Below are 12,981 nucleotides of genomic sequence, written 5' to 3'. Positions count from 1 at the left end.
CGTTGCACTAGCCCAGCACCAACGCCCGTTGCCGCACCAGTGCCGCCCAGCGCGCGGCTTCCGACGCGACCAGCGCGTTCATCGCTGCGCCGGAGCCGGCCACGATTTCGAAGCCATTGTCGTGCAGGCGCTGCGCTACCGCCGGCTCGCGCAGCGTCTGGCTGACCGCTGCGGCCAGTTGCCCGATCCGTGCGGACGGCGTGGCGGCCGGCGCGATCATGCCGACCCAGGAGTAGGTGACCAGGCCAGGGAAGGTGTCAGCCAGCGTGGGCACCGTTGGCAGATGCGGAGTGCGGTCAGAAGCGCTGACCGCCAGCGCCCGCAGCTTGCCGGCCTGGAGTTGCGCCAGCACCAGCGGCAGGCTGGCAAACATCGAATCGACATGGCCGCCCAGCAGGTCTTTCAGCGCCGGCGCGCCGCCCCGGAACGGCACGTGCAGGCCATCGGTGCCGGCGGCCTGGTGGAACCATTCGGCGGTCAGGTGGTTGGAGCTGCCGATGCCCACCGATGCATAAGACACCTGGCGCGATTGCCGGCACGCCCGCACATAATCTGCAAGCGTGCGCCACGGCGAGGCGGCCGGCACCACCAGCGCCATCGGCGCGCGCACCATGTACGACACGCCGGTCAGGTCGCGCCCGGCGCGGTAGGGCAGGTTGGGGTAAATGAGCGGCTCGGTCGCATACGAGTCATAGACCAGGCCGATGGTGTGGCCGTCGGCCTTGCCGCGCGCCACCATGCCCGTGCCGATGGTGCCGCCGGCGCCGTCGTGGTTCTCGATCACCACGGTCTGGCCGAGCCGCCGCACAAGGCCCGCATGGATTTCGCGCGCGGCCTTGTCGACCACGCCGCCAGGGGCGAACGGCACAACCAGCACCAGCGGGACGCTGCTGCGTGCTTGTGCGCCGGCGCGCCCGGCCAGCAGCATGGCCGCGGCCCCGCCCAGCACCAGGCGACGGCGCTGCAATGCATGGTTCTGCATGACGGATCTGCCCCTTGTTCGCTATGATTGCCGTCGAGCTGCCTTCTGATCGCGGCTGGCATGGCGCCGCGCACCAGCGTTGTGCGGCAGCGGCAAGCTGCCGGGCGCTCCCAGCGGCCCCGGAGTGCGCCAGATGGTAGCACTGCCGCGGGTCAACCTCGACCCCTTCGCCCCGGGGTTTGCCATGGACCGTTTTCTCAGTATCGAAGCCTTCGTCAGGGTTGCGGACACGCTCAGCTTTGCCGAGGCCGCGCGCCAGCTCGGCGTGACCAATTCCGTCGTCAGCCACCGCGTGCAGCAGCTGGAGAAGTACATCAACGCGCCGCTGTTCCACCGCAGCACGCGGCACGTGCGCCTGTCGGAAGTGGGCGAGACCTACTACCGCCAATGCGCCGACGTGGTCGCCAACCTCGCCGACCTGACCGACCAGATGCGCGACCTGCGCGCCACGCCGGCCGGACGCCTGCGCATCCAGGTGCTGCCCGGCTTCGCCATCCGGCATTTCGCCGACATCCTGGCCGGCTTCAGCCGGCAATACCCGGATATCGAGCTGGACATCGTCGTCAACGACCGCGTGGTCGATCCGATCGAAGAAGGCTTCGACGTGGCCTTCCAGATCTTCGCGCCCCAGAACGATTCGCTGATCGCGCGCCGGCTGTTCACGCTGCGCCGCATCTTCTGCGTGGCACCGGAGTTCATTGAACGCTGGGGCAAGCCGGAACGGCCGGCGGACCTGGTCTGCAGCAAGGTGGCGCTGTACTCCGCCTACCCGACGCGCAACAGGTGGACCTTCACGCGCGATGCCGAATCGGTCGAGATCGACCTGGCCCCGCGCATGCGCACCAACTCCGTCCACCTGCTGCGCGACTACGCCGTCAGCGGCGCCGCCGTGGTCTGCCTGCCCACGCTGGTCGCCAGCGACGACCTGCTGGCCGGCCGCCTGGTGCCGGTGCTGCATGACTATGCCTTGTCATCGTTCGAGTTCGCCGCCGTGTACCCGGCCACCCAGCGGCAGGCGCTGAAGGTGCGGGTGCTGGTGGACTACCTGGCGGAAAGCCTGCAGGGAGAGCCGCCGTGGGATGTGCCGCTGATGGAGAAGGGGTGGCTGCGGTGAGGCCGCCATCACGGAGCCGGGCCCGCGGCGGCAGTGCCAGGGCGGCCTGACCGGAAATGCGGCTACGATAGCGATGATTCCGAATCGTTCATTCACACGGAAAACAAACGCCATGCTGGAACTCAGACCAGGCTGCGAACACTGCAACAAGCCCCTGCCGCCCGATTCCACCGAAGCCCGCATCTGCTCGTACGAATGCACCTTCTGCGCCGGCTGCGTCGACCTGCTCGGCAATGTCTGCCCGAACTGCGGCGGCGGTTTCGCGCCGCGGCCGGTGCGGCCGGCGCGGGACTGGAAGAACGGCAACTTCCTCGGCAACGACCCGGCCAGTACCAAGGTGAAGCACCGGCCGGTCGACCTCGAGGCGCATGCCCGCTTTGCCGGGGCGATTGTCCCGGTTCCGCCCGAGCAGCGCTAGCGCTGGCCTGCGCTAGCCTTTGGTTTTCGGCTGGAGCAGTTCGCCAGCCTCCTTCACGTTCTGCTCGGCGCGCTGGCTGATCACCGCAAGCGCCTCGGCTTGCGCCTTCTGCGCGGTCTCGGCGAGCGCGCGCATGTTTTCCAGCGCCTGGTGCAGCTGCTGCTGCACGAATTCACTGTGCCTGGCCATGGCCTCGGCCGGATTGCCCGCGGTGCCGTACTGCTGCGCGGCCGCCTGCAGCTGCTGCATGGTCTGGGCGAAGATCTCCTGCTGTTTCTTCACGATGGCCTGCATGCCTTCATAGGCCAGCCGGTTGGCCTCGGTCAGGGCCTCGATGTCCTTGCGGCGCGCTTCGATCACCGCGCTCATGTCCACGCCTGGCAGGCGGAACTGTTCCATCATCCTGGTGAAATCTGCGAAGGGATTGGGAGGCGTGGCCATGCTGGGTCTCCTGGTGGAAGGACTGGCAGGTCGGCCGGCGGCGGGGGCGGCGTGCCCCTGGGCCGGGATCTTGTCCACTATAGCCGGTATCCGCACACTTCTGGCCGTCAATCGAGGAAGACCCTAAAGTTACCGCCCTCCATGCCGTTGGCATCCATAGCCCGCCTGTGCGTCGGCCCGACCCGGCCCGCCCGCGGACGATGAGAGCGAAGAGCGCCGCGCCGAGCCGTTGATTCGGGCGCGGCAGCACTTCGCCATGACCAATGCTAATCAGGTAGAAGATATGAAGAATCTAGGTATCGGGGTTCGCCTCGGCATCGGTTTTGGGGTGGTATTGCTGCTGGCGGCGCTGATGACGGGCCTGGGCATGCTGCGCCTGCAGCAGGTGGCCGAGCGCACGCACGCGATGATGCAGCAGCCGCTGACCAAGGAGCGGCTGGTCAGCGACTGGTACCGCCTCATGCATACCAGCGTGCGCCGCACCACGGCGGTGGCGCGCAGCGCGGACCCGTCGCTGGGCCAGTTCTTTGCCGCGGAGACCAAGGCATCGATCGAAGGCATTGCGCAGCTGCGCGACAAGCTGCAGCCGATGCTGACCTCCGAGCAGGAAAAGGCCGCGTTCCAGAAGATCCTGAGCGTGCGCGACCCGTACAACAACGGCCGCGACAAGATCACGAAGCTGAAGCAGGAAGGCCTGACCGAAGAGGCCAACCAGGTGCTGGAGCAAGAGTTCGTGCCGGCCGGCGACGCCTACCTGGCCGAGATCCAGAAGCTGCTCGACATCCAGCGCGCCAGCATCGACGACACCGCGCGCGAGATCAACGGCATCTACGTCAATGCGCGCAACAGCCTGATCGGGCTGGGCGTCGTGGTGCTGGGGATCGGCGTTGCCTTTTCGGTGTGGCTGACCATCGGCATCACGCGTCCGCTGCATCGCGCCGTGGCGGTGGCGCGCACCGTGGCGTCGGGCGACCTGACCAGCCGCATCGAGGTCGACAGCCGCGACGAAACCGGCCAGCTGCTGCAGGCGCTGGCGGACATGAACGCCAATATCCTGCGCATCGTGCGCCAGGTGCGCGCCGGCACCGAATCCATCGTGTCGGGCACCAGCCAGATCGCGGCCGGCAACACCGACCTGTCGCAGCGCACCGAGGAGCAGGCCTCGTCGCTGCAGCAGACCGCGGCCAGCATGGAGGAACTGACCAGCATCGTGCGCCAGAACGCCGACAACGCGCGCCAGGCCAGCACGCTCGCGGTCAACGCCTCGGATATCGCCGAGCAGGGCGGCGCGGTCGCGGGCAAGGTGGCCGAGACCATGGAAGAGATCAACGGCGCATCGAAGAAGGTGGTCGACATCATCGCCGTGATCGAGGGCATTGCGTTCCAGACCAATATCCTGGCGCTGAATGCGGCGGTGGAAGCCGCGCGTGCCGGCGAGCAGGGCCGCGGCTTTGCGGTGGTGGCGGGCGAGGTGCGCACCCTGGCGCAGCGCAGCGCGACCGCGGCCAAGGAGATCAAGGCGCTGATCGGCGATTCGGTGGCCCGCGTCGAGAAGGGCTCCATGCTGGTGACGCAGTCGGGCCAGACCATGGAAGAGATCGTCGCGGCGGTCAAGCGCGTGACCGACATCATGGGCGAGATCAGCGCGGCGTCGGCCGAGCAGAGCGCGGGCATCGAGCAGGTGAACCAGGCGGTGACGCAGATGGACACGGTGACGCAGCAGAACGCGGCGCTGGTGGAAGAGGCCGCCGCGGCGGCAGGGTCGCTGGAGGAGCAGGCGCAGCGGCTGAAGGAGGCGGTCGCGACGTTCAGGCTGGCGGCTTGATCGTAAGCCGCTTGTTTTCTCCCCGAGTAGCCCGCACGCTGGCCCTGCCGCCTTGCTCCAGTAACCGACACGTCGTCCCCGCGTAGGCGGGGACCCAGTGTCTTTGAAGCGCAAGCGCTTCTCAAAGTCGCTGGGTTCCCGCTTTCGCGGGAAATACGTTGCACCGCGCCTTCAAAAAACTCCTTCGAGTGAACAAAGGCCGACATTGTCAGTGCCGGGTTTGACAACTGCGTGATCCGCCGGCCAGGCACCGTTGAGGTGCAAAGAATGCCATCTGGCCGCGCAAGCCAGTCTCCAACCCAAATTTCTGCCCGATTGCCGCCCCAATGCGGTGGTTTTCAGATTCCTGAAAGCAAACTGAGGCAAAATTCTACTTTTCGCCTAGTTTGTTGCCCTGACCGTGACCCGGCAGGCAGAAGTCCCACCCACCGATAGAGGATCTGAGAGAAGCAATGAGTACCCAGCAACCCACCATCATCTACACGCTGACCGACGAAGCCCCGCTGCTGGCGACCAGTGCGTTCCTCCCGATCATCCAGACCTTCACCAAGCCGGCCGGCATCAACGTGACCACCAGCGATATCTCGGTGGCGGGCCGTATCCTGGGTGAGTTCCCCGAATTCCTGACCGAAGCGCAGCGCGTGCCGGACAACCTGGCCGAGCTGGGCAAGCTGACGCAGCTGCCGGACACCAACATCATCAAGCTGCCGAATATCTCGGCCTCGGTGCACCAGCTGGTCAGCGCCATCCGCGAACTGCAGGGCAAGGGCTACAAGGTGCCCGACTACCCGGAAGACCCCAAGACCGACGAAGAGAAGGCGATCCAGAAGCGCTATTCCAAGTGCCTGGGCTCGGCCGTGAACCCGGTCCTGCGCGAAGGCAACTCCGACCGCCGCGCCCCGGCCGCGGTCAAGAACTACGCACGCAAGCACCCGCACAGCATGGGCGAGTGGAGCATGGCCTCGCGCACCCACGTGGCGCACATGAAGCACGGCGACTTCTACCACGGCGAAAAGTCGATGACGCTGGACCGCGCCCGCGACGTCAAGATGGAGCTGATTACCAAGAGCGGCAAGACCATCGTGCTCAAGCCCAAGGTGTCGCTGCAGGACGGCGAGATCATCGACAGCATGTTCATGAGCAAGAAGGCCCTGTGCGCCTTCTATGAAGAGCAGTTCGAAGACGCGCGCAAGACCGGCGTGATGCTGTCGCTGCACGTCAAGGCGACCATGATGAAGGTGTCGCACCCGATCGTGTTCGGCCACGCCGTCAAGATCTTCTACAAGGAAGCCTTCGCCAAGCACGGCGCGCTGTTCGACGAACTGGGCGTCAACGTCAACAACGGCCTGGTCAACCTGTACGAGAAGATCGAGGCGCTGCCCAGCTCCAAGCGCGAAGAGATCATCCGCGACCTGCACGCCTGCCACGAGCATCGCCCGGAACTGGCGATGGTGGATTCGGCCAAGGGCATCTCCAACCTGCACGCGCCCAACGACGTGATCGTTGATGCGTCTATGCCGGCCATGATCCGCATCGGCGGCAAGATGTGGGGCGCCGACGGCCGTCCGAAGGACACCAAGGCGGTGATCCCGGAAAGCACCTTTGCCCGGATCTATCAGGAGATCATCAACTTCTGCAAGACCAACGGCAACTTCGACCCGACCACCATGGGCACCGTGCCCAACGTGGGCCTGATGGCGCAGAAGGCGGAAGAATACGGCTCGCACGACAAGACCTTCGAGATCGCCGAAGACGGCGTCGCCAACATCGTCGACCTGGCCACCGGTGAAGTGCTGCTGACGCAAAACGTCGAGCAGGGCGACATCTGGCGCATGTGCCAGGTCAAGGACGCGCCGATCCGCGACTGGGTCAAGCTGGCCGTCACGCGCGCGCGCAATTCGGGCATGCCGGCGGTGTTCTGGCTGGACCCGTACCGCCCGCACGAAGCCGAGCTGATCAAGAAGGTCGAGACCTACCTGAAGGACTACGACACCAGCGGCCTGGACATCCAGATCATGTCGCAGGTGCGCGCCATGCGCTACACGCTGGAGCGCGTGATCCGCGGCCTGGACACCATCTCGGTGACCGGCAACATCCTGCGCGACTACCTGACCGACCTGTTCCCAATCATGGAACTGGGCACCAGCGCCAAGATGCTGTCGATCGTTCCGCTGATGGCCGGCGGCGGCATGTATGAAACCGGCGCCGGCGGCTCGGCGCCGAAGCATGTCAAGCAGCTGGTCGAAGAGAACCATCTGCGCTGGGATTCGCTGGGCGAGTTCCTGGCACTGGCGGTGTCGCTGGAAGATGTCGGCATCAAGACCGGCAACGCCCGCGCCAAGATCCTGGCCAAGACACTGGATGCCGCCACCGGCAAGCTGCTCGACAACAACAAGAGCCCGTCGCCCAAGACCGGCGAGCTGGACAACCGAGGCAGCCAGTTCTACCTGGCGATGTACTGGGCGCAGGAACTGGCCGCGCAGTCGGACGACGCCGAACTGGCCGCCAGGTTCGCGCCGCTGGCCAGGACGCTGACCGACAACGAGCAGAAGATCGTTGGCGAACTGGCCGCCGTGCAGGGCCAGCCGGTCGACATCGGCGGCTACTATCAGCCGGACGCCGCCAAGCTCAGCGCCGCGATGCGCCCGAGCCAGACGCTGAACGCCGCGCTGGCCTCGGTGGCAGCCTGAGCGCCTTCGGCCCGCGTTGCGGGCCGGCCGTGAGCAAGACCCCGGGCCCTGGTCCGGGGTTTTTTGTTTGCGCCGCGGGTGCGCCTATTGCTGCGGCGTCGGCGCAGGCAGGTCCCACCCTTGCTCGGGTCCGCTCTTCTGGTCGCGGTAGGTCCACAGCGCGCCGCAATCCTGGCAGACGAAGCTGCTGATGGTGACGGCCGCCGAACGCGGCGGCTTGATGCGGCGGGTGTCGGTGATGCGCAGCGCGGCATGCCCGGGGGCGCCGCGCACATGGCGTTCAATGGCCTGGCAGGCAGTGCAGAGTGTCATCCGTGGTGTTCCGTTCGATGGGCCACTGTAGCATGCATGCCGCCTGCGGGACGGCAAGACCCTCAACCCGCACTTTGTCCGCGATTCTGGACGGATTCGGCGAAGTTCGTTGACATGGCAGGGGGTGACCTGTATAAGGGTGGATGCAGGATCAATCAAGCAGCAATCTCGAAGTCCAGGTGCTTGCCCACACGGCGCCACTTTTTCTCCAAGTTACTTCCTTGATCGTCATGCCTTGCCGACGCTTTTGTCGGCCGAGAAACAATTATTAAGGAATCCAACATGGAAACCGGTACCGTCAAGTGGTTCAACGATTCGAAGGGTTTTGGCTTCATTACCCCGGATGCAGGCGGCAACGACCTGTTCGCACACTTCTCCGAAATTCAGGGCAACGGCTTCAAGTCGCTGGCTGAAGGCCAGAAGGTGCGTTATGTGGCCGGCGTCGGCCAGAAGGGCCCGGCCGCAACCAAGATCGAGCCGATCTGAATTGCACCGACCCCATTAAGCTGAGCGCCCCAGCGCCAGTTTGATAAAAAAGAGCTCCGCCTTGGCGGAGCTTTTTTATTGTGGCCGGCATGATGACGGCCGCTGGCGAAATAAAGCCACTGCGCAGCGGGCAACAGGCGTAGAGTGGGGGCAACACCACGATTGCGCCGGAGGCTGCCATGGATATCTATCCCGCTGCGACATACAAGGGGTATGACCTCTACCCCCTGGTGTACAAGCACGCCATCACGCGCGTATGGCCGGAGCCGCGGCCCGATCGCTCGTTCGATGCGGCGGTGGTGATCTGCGTCGAAGGCGAGTCGCCCGAAGGCGCGCAGGCGCGCACGTTCCGCCTGGAAGCCACGCCGTGGGATAACGTCGGCGGCGCACGCCGTGGTGCGCTGCGCTATGCCGAGGCCATCATCAACGGCGCGGTGCCGGGGCTCTCGGTAGCATCGTCGGCCATGCCGGCGTCCTGAGCCAGGCCCGGCGCCGGTCCTGCATTTCTTCCCATCAACGCGGCACGATGCCGCATGGAGCCGTCGTGAGCGACAGCAGTCCCAGCCGCAGTCCCGGCAACAATGTTCCCGGCAGCACGCCCTTTGCCAGCTACAAGGGTTTTGACCTTTACCCCCTGGTTTACCGCCACCGGCCCGAGCAGGCCTGGCCCCGCACCAGGCCCGACACCAGTTTCCTGGCTTCCATCGTGATCTGCCGCGAAGGCTATCGCCCCGGCGAAGACCATGCGCGCGTGTTCCCCGTGGGCCAGTCGCGCTGGGAGAACATCGGCTCGGCGCGCCGCGGCGCGCTGCAGTTCGGCGAAGACATCATCAACGGGCTGGTCGCCGGCGAATCGGTGGCGTCGCTGTAGGTGTCGCTATAGGGCTTCGTTGCTTGCAGCGTGCCGGGCCCATCCGGCGCGTTGCGCAACCGGAGGCGCGCGGCGTTATCCGTCAGACTGCAAGGAGTCCGTTCATGGACATGCGTACGGGATCATCCGGTTTTCTGTGTACCTTGCCCGGCGAGGGCAAGGGCATCACCTATCACGTGGCCATCTGCTTTATCGATGCGGAGCGTCCCACCGGCGTGCTGTTCACCAGCTTCGTGGGCGTGGGGCGGCGTTCGTTCGGCGTGCTGACCGACCCTGCCGCATTGCGCGGCGAGCTTGCCGACAGTGGCGAGGCGCTGTGCCGCCTGGCCATCGGCCAGGTGGTGCGCGACCAGCTGCACGACAAGGCGCGCGAGGGCGACTACGTGCTGGACCTGGCCGCCGCCCCGTGGGACGGCGATTTGCGCACGGTCGGCGCCGGACTCAGGACGGTCCGGCCGCATGTGCGCGTGCTTGGCTGAGGTGCCGGCACGCCGGCGCTGTCAGCGGTAAAGCTCTGGCACTGGCGCGCACGCGCGCCGCGCCTTGCGCTCCAGGAATCAGATCCGGAACACCGGGTCGCCGTGGCGCTCCAGCAGCGCTTCGATCAGCGCCATGTCGGTGATTTCCGGGGTGCGGTCTTCGACCGCGCGCGACGGCCCGCAATAGGTCGCCGTCACGTGGCGCCTGACGGTCAGCACGCCCGCTGCCGGCGGCGCGACTTCCACGGCCTGCCACGGCGCGTGCCGGTAGCTTCCCGCTTGCCAGCCTTCCGGCGTCAGATGCAGGGCTTCCCATTCTTCGATGACGGACATGATCGGTTCTCCTTGATTGAGGGATAAGGGGTTAGGGGATGGCACGCGCGCGGCGGCGCATGCCATGGCGAAGGGCGCGTCAGGCTACGACTTGTGCCGGTAGTTGATGCGTCCCTTGGTCAGGTCGTAGGGCGACATCTCCAGCGTGACGCGATCGCCCGCGAGCACGCGGATGCGGTTCTTCTTCAGCCGCCCGGACGAATACGCCCAGACTTCGAAACCGTTTTCCAGGATCACGCGAAAGCGGTTGTCAGGCAGCACTTCCGATACCTTGCCGCCAAATTCGACCAGTTCTTCTTTTGCCAAGGAGGCTCCTTGCTGTAGCCGCGCGGCTTGCGCGCGTGCTGTGGTGGTGGCCAGCCGTTGACGGCGGACCGGGGGATAAGGCCTGCGGCTTACTGCTGGCGCAGCCGGGATGCGGCATGTTCGCCCGCGCGGCGGGCAGCCTGCCTGGCGCGCGCTTCGGAGCGGTGGGTGTCGTGGCGCATGGCCACGTTGGCGACGATGCGTTCGGCGCCATTGCGGTATTCCGCAATCATGTAGGTCGCGAACCAGAGGCCGGGTTCCTGCTGGATCGGGTAGACGGAAACGGTATAAGGGCTGTGATGGATAGGGTTGACTCGATTCAATGTGTTGCCTGTTCATGGGCGCGGCCGTGGCGGCGCGGGGCATCGGCATGCCGATGTCGCGGGGCGCGGTGGCGGCCGTCAGCCGTTGCGGTGTGCCAGGATCTGGCCCGCGCGATCGCACGGGCGTTGCATCTGGCGTGAAGGGGACCATGCCTGCGCAAGCCGATACGCCGGCGTACCAGAGTGCAGGAGTGCAGCGGTACGGGTGATCGTTGCGGAGCGGACCAGCCGCCGGTCGGAAAAGGGTGATGGGCCGTCCGGCCCGAAGACGCACAGGGTACCGATGGATCGGCCCGGGTTTGCGCCTGATATGCCGCTGCTGAAGTGCTTCCAGTGGACAGAGGACTGCGGCAGATGCGCAGCAGTCGGGCGTTGCCGGTCTGGTCTGCACATAGGATCCCGGATGATACCACTTCCGGGCCAAACCTGCCCGCGTGACCGGCGCTGCCCGTGGCGCCGGTCACGCGGGCTCAGGATTCCTCGATCTGCGCGAAGCGCTGCGACAGGAAATCGATCAGCTCGCGCACCGACGGCAGCAGCCCGCGCCGCGAGGGGAACACGACGTGAATGACGCCGCCCTTGACCGACCATTCCGGCAGCACCCTGACCAGGCGGCCATCGCGCAGCTCGTCGGTCATCATCATCACCGGCAGCTGCACGATGCCGGCGCCGGCCACCGCCGCGGTGCGCAGCATGATCATGTCGTCGGTGACCAGGCGCGGCTTGTGGTGCAGGTCGGCGCTGGCGCCGCCCGGTCCGTACAGCGACCACGTATGCGACGGCCGCGGTGGGCCCAGGTCCAGCGTGGGCAGTGCGTTCAGGTCGGCCGGCGCCTGCAGCGGTCCGTGGGCCGCAAGCAGCGCCGGGCTGGCCACGAAGCTCCAGGCGCGCTGGGACAGCACCCGCATTACCAGGTCGCTGTCCTCCAGCGGCGGCACGCGTACGCGCACGGCCAGGTCGATGCCCTCGGCCACCACGTCGACGCGCCGGTTGGTGGCCTCCAGGTGCACGATGACCTTGGGGTTGGCGGCCATGAAGTCGGCCACCATCTCGCCCACGCGCGCATGCAGCAGCGCCACCGGACAGGTCATGCGCACCAGGCCGCTGGGCTCGGCACGGCTTTGCTCGATCGCGCTCTCGGCGGCCTCGGCCTCGACCAGCATGGCCTTGCAGTGGGCGTAATAGGTCTGCCCCAGTTCCGTCACCGAGAAGCGCCGCGTCGAGCGCTGGATCAGGCGCACGCCCAGGCGCTCCTCCAGCAGGGCCACGCGCCGGCTCAGCTTGGACTTGGGGATGCCAAGCACGCGGCCGGCCGGGGCAAAGCCCTGGTGGTCGACCACCTGCGCGAAGTAATACAGGTCATTGAGGTCCGGATGCAAAGGCGGCTCCTGTCGTCCTGCCAGTAGGACGCTGAAGGCAGATTTTCCGGTCTACCGGGCACATTTGCCAAGTCCTATGCTTTCGCAACACGGTCGGTTCCGGATGGTCCGGTCCGCCGGTTTTGCCAACTGCATAGGAGAACGCCAAATGACCACACCCGCCAATTTCAACGGCAAGCGTCCGGCCATCGATCCCGCCGATACGGCAATGCTGCTGATCGACCACCAGAGTGGCCTATTCCAGACCGTGGGCGACATGCCGATGCCCGAACTGCGCCTGCGCGCCGCCGCGCTGGCCAAGATGGCGACGCTGTCCAAGCTGCCCGTGATCACCACCGCATCGGTGCCGCAAGGTCCCAACGGCCCGCTGATCCCCGAGATCCACGAGAACGCCCCGCACGCCAAGTACGTCGCGCGCAAGGGCGAGATCAACGCCTGGGACAACCCCGACTTTGTCGACGCCGTGCGTGAAACCGGCAAGAAGACCCTGATCATCGCCGGCACCATCACCAGCGTTTGCATGGCGTTCCCGTCGATCAGCGCGGTGGCCGACGGCTACAAGGTGTTCGCGGTGGTCGACGCCTCGGGCACCTATTCCAAGATGGCGCAGGAGATCACGCTGGCGCGCATCGTCCAGGCCGGCGTGGTGCCGATGGACACCGCCGCGGTGGCGTCGGAACTGCAGCAGACCTGGAACCGCGCGGACGCGCAGCAATGGGCCGAGGTCTACACCAAGATCTTCCCGGCCTACCAGCTGCTGATCGAAAGCTATCTGAAGGCGCAGGAAGTGCAGAAGAACCACGAGGTGCTGGACTCGCAGCGTTGAGCGCCTTGGGGTGAGACCACCGTCATTCCCGCGAAAGCGGGAACCCAGCGACTTTGAGAAGCGCTTGCGCTTCAAAGCCACTGGGTCCCCGCCTACGCGGGAAAGACGTGTCGGTTAGCGATAGCAAGTCGGCGTGGCCAGCGTTCGGATCCCTCTCCCGCGCGCGGGAGACGGGAGAAAACAACCGGCACGCGGG

16 protein-coding genes are annotated in these 12,981 nt (G+C 66.2%); 9 read left to right on the top strand and 7 right to left on the bottom strand.

The window, feature by feature from the left end; all coding sequences use genetic code 11:
• Window positions 1-7: 7 nt before the first annotated feature.
• Window positions 8-982 carry a tripartite tricarboxylate transporter substrate-binding protein gene (locus CBM2594_RS22530; protein ID WP_116358987.1) on the bottom strand — a complete coding sequence of 325 codons (975 nt, stop codon included), beginning with the start codon at window positions 980-982 and terminating at the stop codon, window positions 8-10.
• A 184-nt stretch (window positions 983-1,166) separates the two neighbouring features.
• On the opposite strand from CBM2594_RS22530, the gene CBM2594_RS22525 reads away from it, so the two are divergent.
• Both CBM2594_RS22525 and CBM2594_RS22520 read left to right on the top strand, forming a co-directional pair.
• Window positions 1,167-2,096 carry a LysR family transcriptional regulator gene (locus tag CBM2594_RS22525; RefSeq protein ID WP_116359732.1) on the top strand — a complete coding sequence of 310 codons (930 nt, stop codon included), beginning with the start codon at window positions 1,167-1,169 and terminating at the stop codon, window positions 2,094-2,096.
• Between the two features lie 112 nt (window positions 2,097-2,208).
• On the top strand, window positions 2,209-2,514 hold the full coding sequence (locus CBM2594_RS22520) for a DUF1272 domain-containing protein (protein WP_116358985.1): 306 nt from the start codon (window positions 2,209-2,211) through the stop codon (window positions 2,512-2,514).
• Between the two features lie 12 nt (window positions 2,515-2,526).
• Here CBM2594_RS22520 and CBM2594_RS22515 read toward each other — a convergent pair whose 3' ends face one another.
• On the bottom strand, window positions 2,527-2,955 hold the full coding sequence (locus tag CBM2594_RS22515) for a phasin family protein (RefSeq protein ID WP_116358983.1): 429 nt from the start codon (window positions 2,953-2,955) through the stop codon (window positions 2,527-2,529).
• Window positions 2,956-3,238: 283 nt separating this feature from the next.
• On the opposite strand from CBM2594_RS22515, the gene CBM2594_RS22510 reads away from it, so the two are divergent.
• Window positions 3,239-4,780 (top strand): methyl-accepting chemotaxis protein, encoded by a 1,542-nt coding sequence (locus CBM2594_RS22510; protein ID WP_116358981.1) that lies wholly within the window; start codon window positions 3,239-3,241, stop codon window positions 4,778-4,780.
• A gap of 452 nt (window positions 4,781-5,232) precedes the next feature.
• On the top strand, window positions 5,233-7,470 hold the full coding sequence (locus CBM2594_RS22505; protein ID WP_116358980.1) for an NADP-dependent isocitrate dehydrogenase: 2,238 nt from the start codon (window positions 5,233-5,235) through the stop codon (window positions 7,468-7,470).
• An 84-nt stretch (window positions 7,471-7,554) separates the two neighbouring features.
• On the opposite strand, the gene CBM2594_RS22500 is transcribed toward CBM2594_RS22505, so the two are convergent.
• Entirely contained in the window at window positions 7,555-7,782 is a 228-nt protein-coding gene (locus CBM2594_RS22500; RefSeq protein ID WP_116358978.1) for a hypothetical protein, read from the bottom strand.
• 282 nt (window positions 7,783-8,064) lie between these two features.
• Between CBM2594_RS22500 and CBM2594_RS22495 the strand changes: the two genes are divergently transcribed.
• The 4 genes from CBM2594_RS22495 to CBM2594_RS22480 all read left to right on the top strand — a co-directional run bounded on the left by CBM2594_RS22495 (window position 8,065) and on the right by CBM2594_RS22480 (window position 9,618).
• The gene (locus tag CBM2594_RS22495; protein WP_112775604.1) at window positions 8,065-8,268 is read left to right on the top strand and encodes a cold-shock protein; all 204 of its coding nucleotides are present in this window, start codon (window positions 8,065-8,067) and stop codon (window positions 8,266-8,268) included.
• Window positions 8,269-8,447: 179 nt separating this feature from the next.
• Window positions 8,448-8,747 (top strand): hypothetical protein, encoded by a 300-nt coding sequence (locus CBM2594_RS22490; RefSeq protein WP_116358977.1) that lies wholly within the window; start codon window positions 8,448-8,450, stop codon window positions 8,745-8,747.
• Between the two features lie 65 nt (window positions 8,748-8,812).
• The gene (locus CBM2594_RS22485; RefSeq protein WP_116359731.1) at window positions 8,813-9,139 is read left to right on the top strand and encodes a hypothetical protein; all 327 of its coding nucleotides are present in this window, start codon (window positions 8,813-8,815) and stop codon (window positions 9,137-9,139) included.
• A 104-nt stretch (window positions 9,140-9,243) separates the two neighbouring features.
• Window positions 9,244-9,618, top strand: coding sequence for a hypothetical protein (locus tag CBM2594_RS22480; protein ID WP_116358975.1), 375 nt, complete (start codon window positions 9,244-9,246; stop codon window positions 9,616-9,618).
• Between the two features lie 78 nt (window positions 9,619-9,696).
• Here CBM2594_RS22480 and CBM2594_RS22475 read toward each other — a convergent pair whose 3' ends face one another.
• The 4 genes from CBM2594_RS22475 to CBM2594_RS22460 form a co-directional block, all read right to left on the bottom strand.
• Window positions 9,697-9,951, bottom strand: a complete 255-nt coding sequence (locus CBM2594_RS22475; protein WP_116358973.1) for a translation initiation factor 1 — start codon at window positions 9,949-9,951, stop codon at window positions 9,697-9,699.
• An 84-nt stretch (window positions 9,952-10,035) separates the two neighbouring features.
• Window positions 10,036-10,257, bottom strand: a complete 222-nt coding sequence (infA, locus tag CBM2594_RS22470) for a translation initiation factor IF-1 (protein ID WP_008646230.1) — start codon at window positions 10,255-10,257, stop codon at window positions 10,036-10,038.
• A gap of 89 nt (window positions 10,258-10,346) precedes the next feature.
• Entirely contained in the window at window positions 10,347-10,580 is a 234-nt protein-coding gene (locus CBM2594_RS22465) for an isochorismatase (RefSeq protein WP_116358971.1), read from the bottom strand.
• 470 nt (window positions 10,581-11,050) lie between these two features.
• On the bottom strand, window positions 11,051-11,959 hold the full coding sequence (locus CBM2594_RS22460; protein WP_116358969.1) for a LysR family transcriptional regulator: 909 nt from the start codon (window positions 11,957-11,959) through the stop codon (window positions 11,051-11,053).
• Between the two features lie 148 nt (window positions 11,960-12,107).
• Here CBM2594_RS22460 and CBM2594_RS22455 point away from each other — a divergent pair, with 148 nt between their 5' ends.
• On the top strand, window positions 12,108-12,785 hold the full coding sequence (locus CBM2594_RS22455) for a hydrolase (protein WP_116358967.1): 678 nt from the start codon (window positions 12,108-12,110) through the stop codon (window positions 12,783-12,785).
• Window positions 12,786-12,981: the final 196 nt, after the last annotated feature.

This window comes from Cupriavidus taiwanensis, from assembly GCF_900249755.1.
GTDB classification, from domain to species: Bacteria; Pseudomonadota; Gammaproteobacteria; order Burkholderiales; family Burkholderiaceae; genus Cupriavidus; species Cupriavidus taiwanensis_D.
The sequence above is the reverse complement of the archived record's forward strand: the minus strand, read 5'-3'. Positions and strand labels throughout refer to the sequence as shown.

Coding starts and splice junctions, on each gene's coding strand:
- CBM2594_RS22505 (WP_116358980.1), top strand. CDS start 5,233: ATGAGTACCCAGCAACCCACCATCATCTACACGCTGACCGACGAAGCC.
- CBM2594_RS22510 (WP_116358981.1), top strand. CDS start 3,239: ATGAAGAATCTAGGTATCGGGGTTCGCCTCGGCATCGGTTTTGGGGTG.
- CBM2594_RS22525 (WP_116359732.1), top strand. CDS start 1,167: ATGGACCGTTTTCTCAGTATCGAAGCCTTCGTCAGGGTTGCGGACACG.
- CBM2594_RS22515 (WP_116358983.1), bottom strand. CDS start 2,955: ATGGCCACGCCTCCCAATCCCTTCGCAGATTTCACCAGGATGATGGAA.
- CBM2594_RS22500 (WP_116358978.1), bottom strand. CDS start 7,782: ATGACACTCTGCACTGCCTGCCAGGCCATTGAACGCCATGTGCGCGGC.
- CBM2594_RS22480 (WP_116358975.1), top strand. CDS start 9,244: ATGGACATGCGTACGGGATCATCCGGTTTTCTGTGTACCTTGCCCGGC.
- CBM2594_RS22495 (WP_112775604.1), top strand. CDS start 8,065: ATGGAAACCGGTACCGTCAAGTGGTTCAACGATTCGAAGGGTTTTGGC.
- CBM2594_RS22530 (WP_116358987.1), bottom strand. CDS start 982: ATGCAGAACCATGCATTGCAGCGCCGTCGCCTGGTGCTGGGCGGGGCC.
- CBM2594_RS22475 (WP_116358973.1), bottom strand. CDS start 9,951: ATGTCCGTCATCGAAGAATGGGAAGCCCTGCATCTGACGCCGGAAGGC.
- CBM2594_RS22520 (WP_116358985.1), top strand. CDS start 2,209: ATGCTGGAACTCAGACCAGGCTGCGAACACTGCAACAAGCCCCTGCCG.
- CBM2594_RS22455 (WP_116358967.1), top strand. CDS start 12,108: ATGACCACACCCGCCAATTTCAACGGCAAGCGTCCGGCCATCGATCCC.
- CBM2594_RS22490 (WP_116358977.1), top strand. CDS start 8,448: ATGGATATCTATCCCGCTGCGACATACAAGGGGTATGACCTCTACCCC.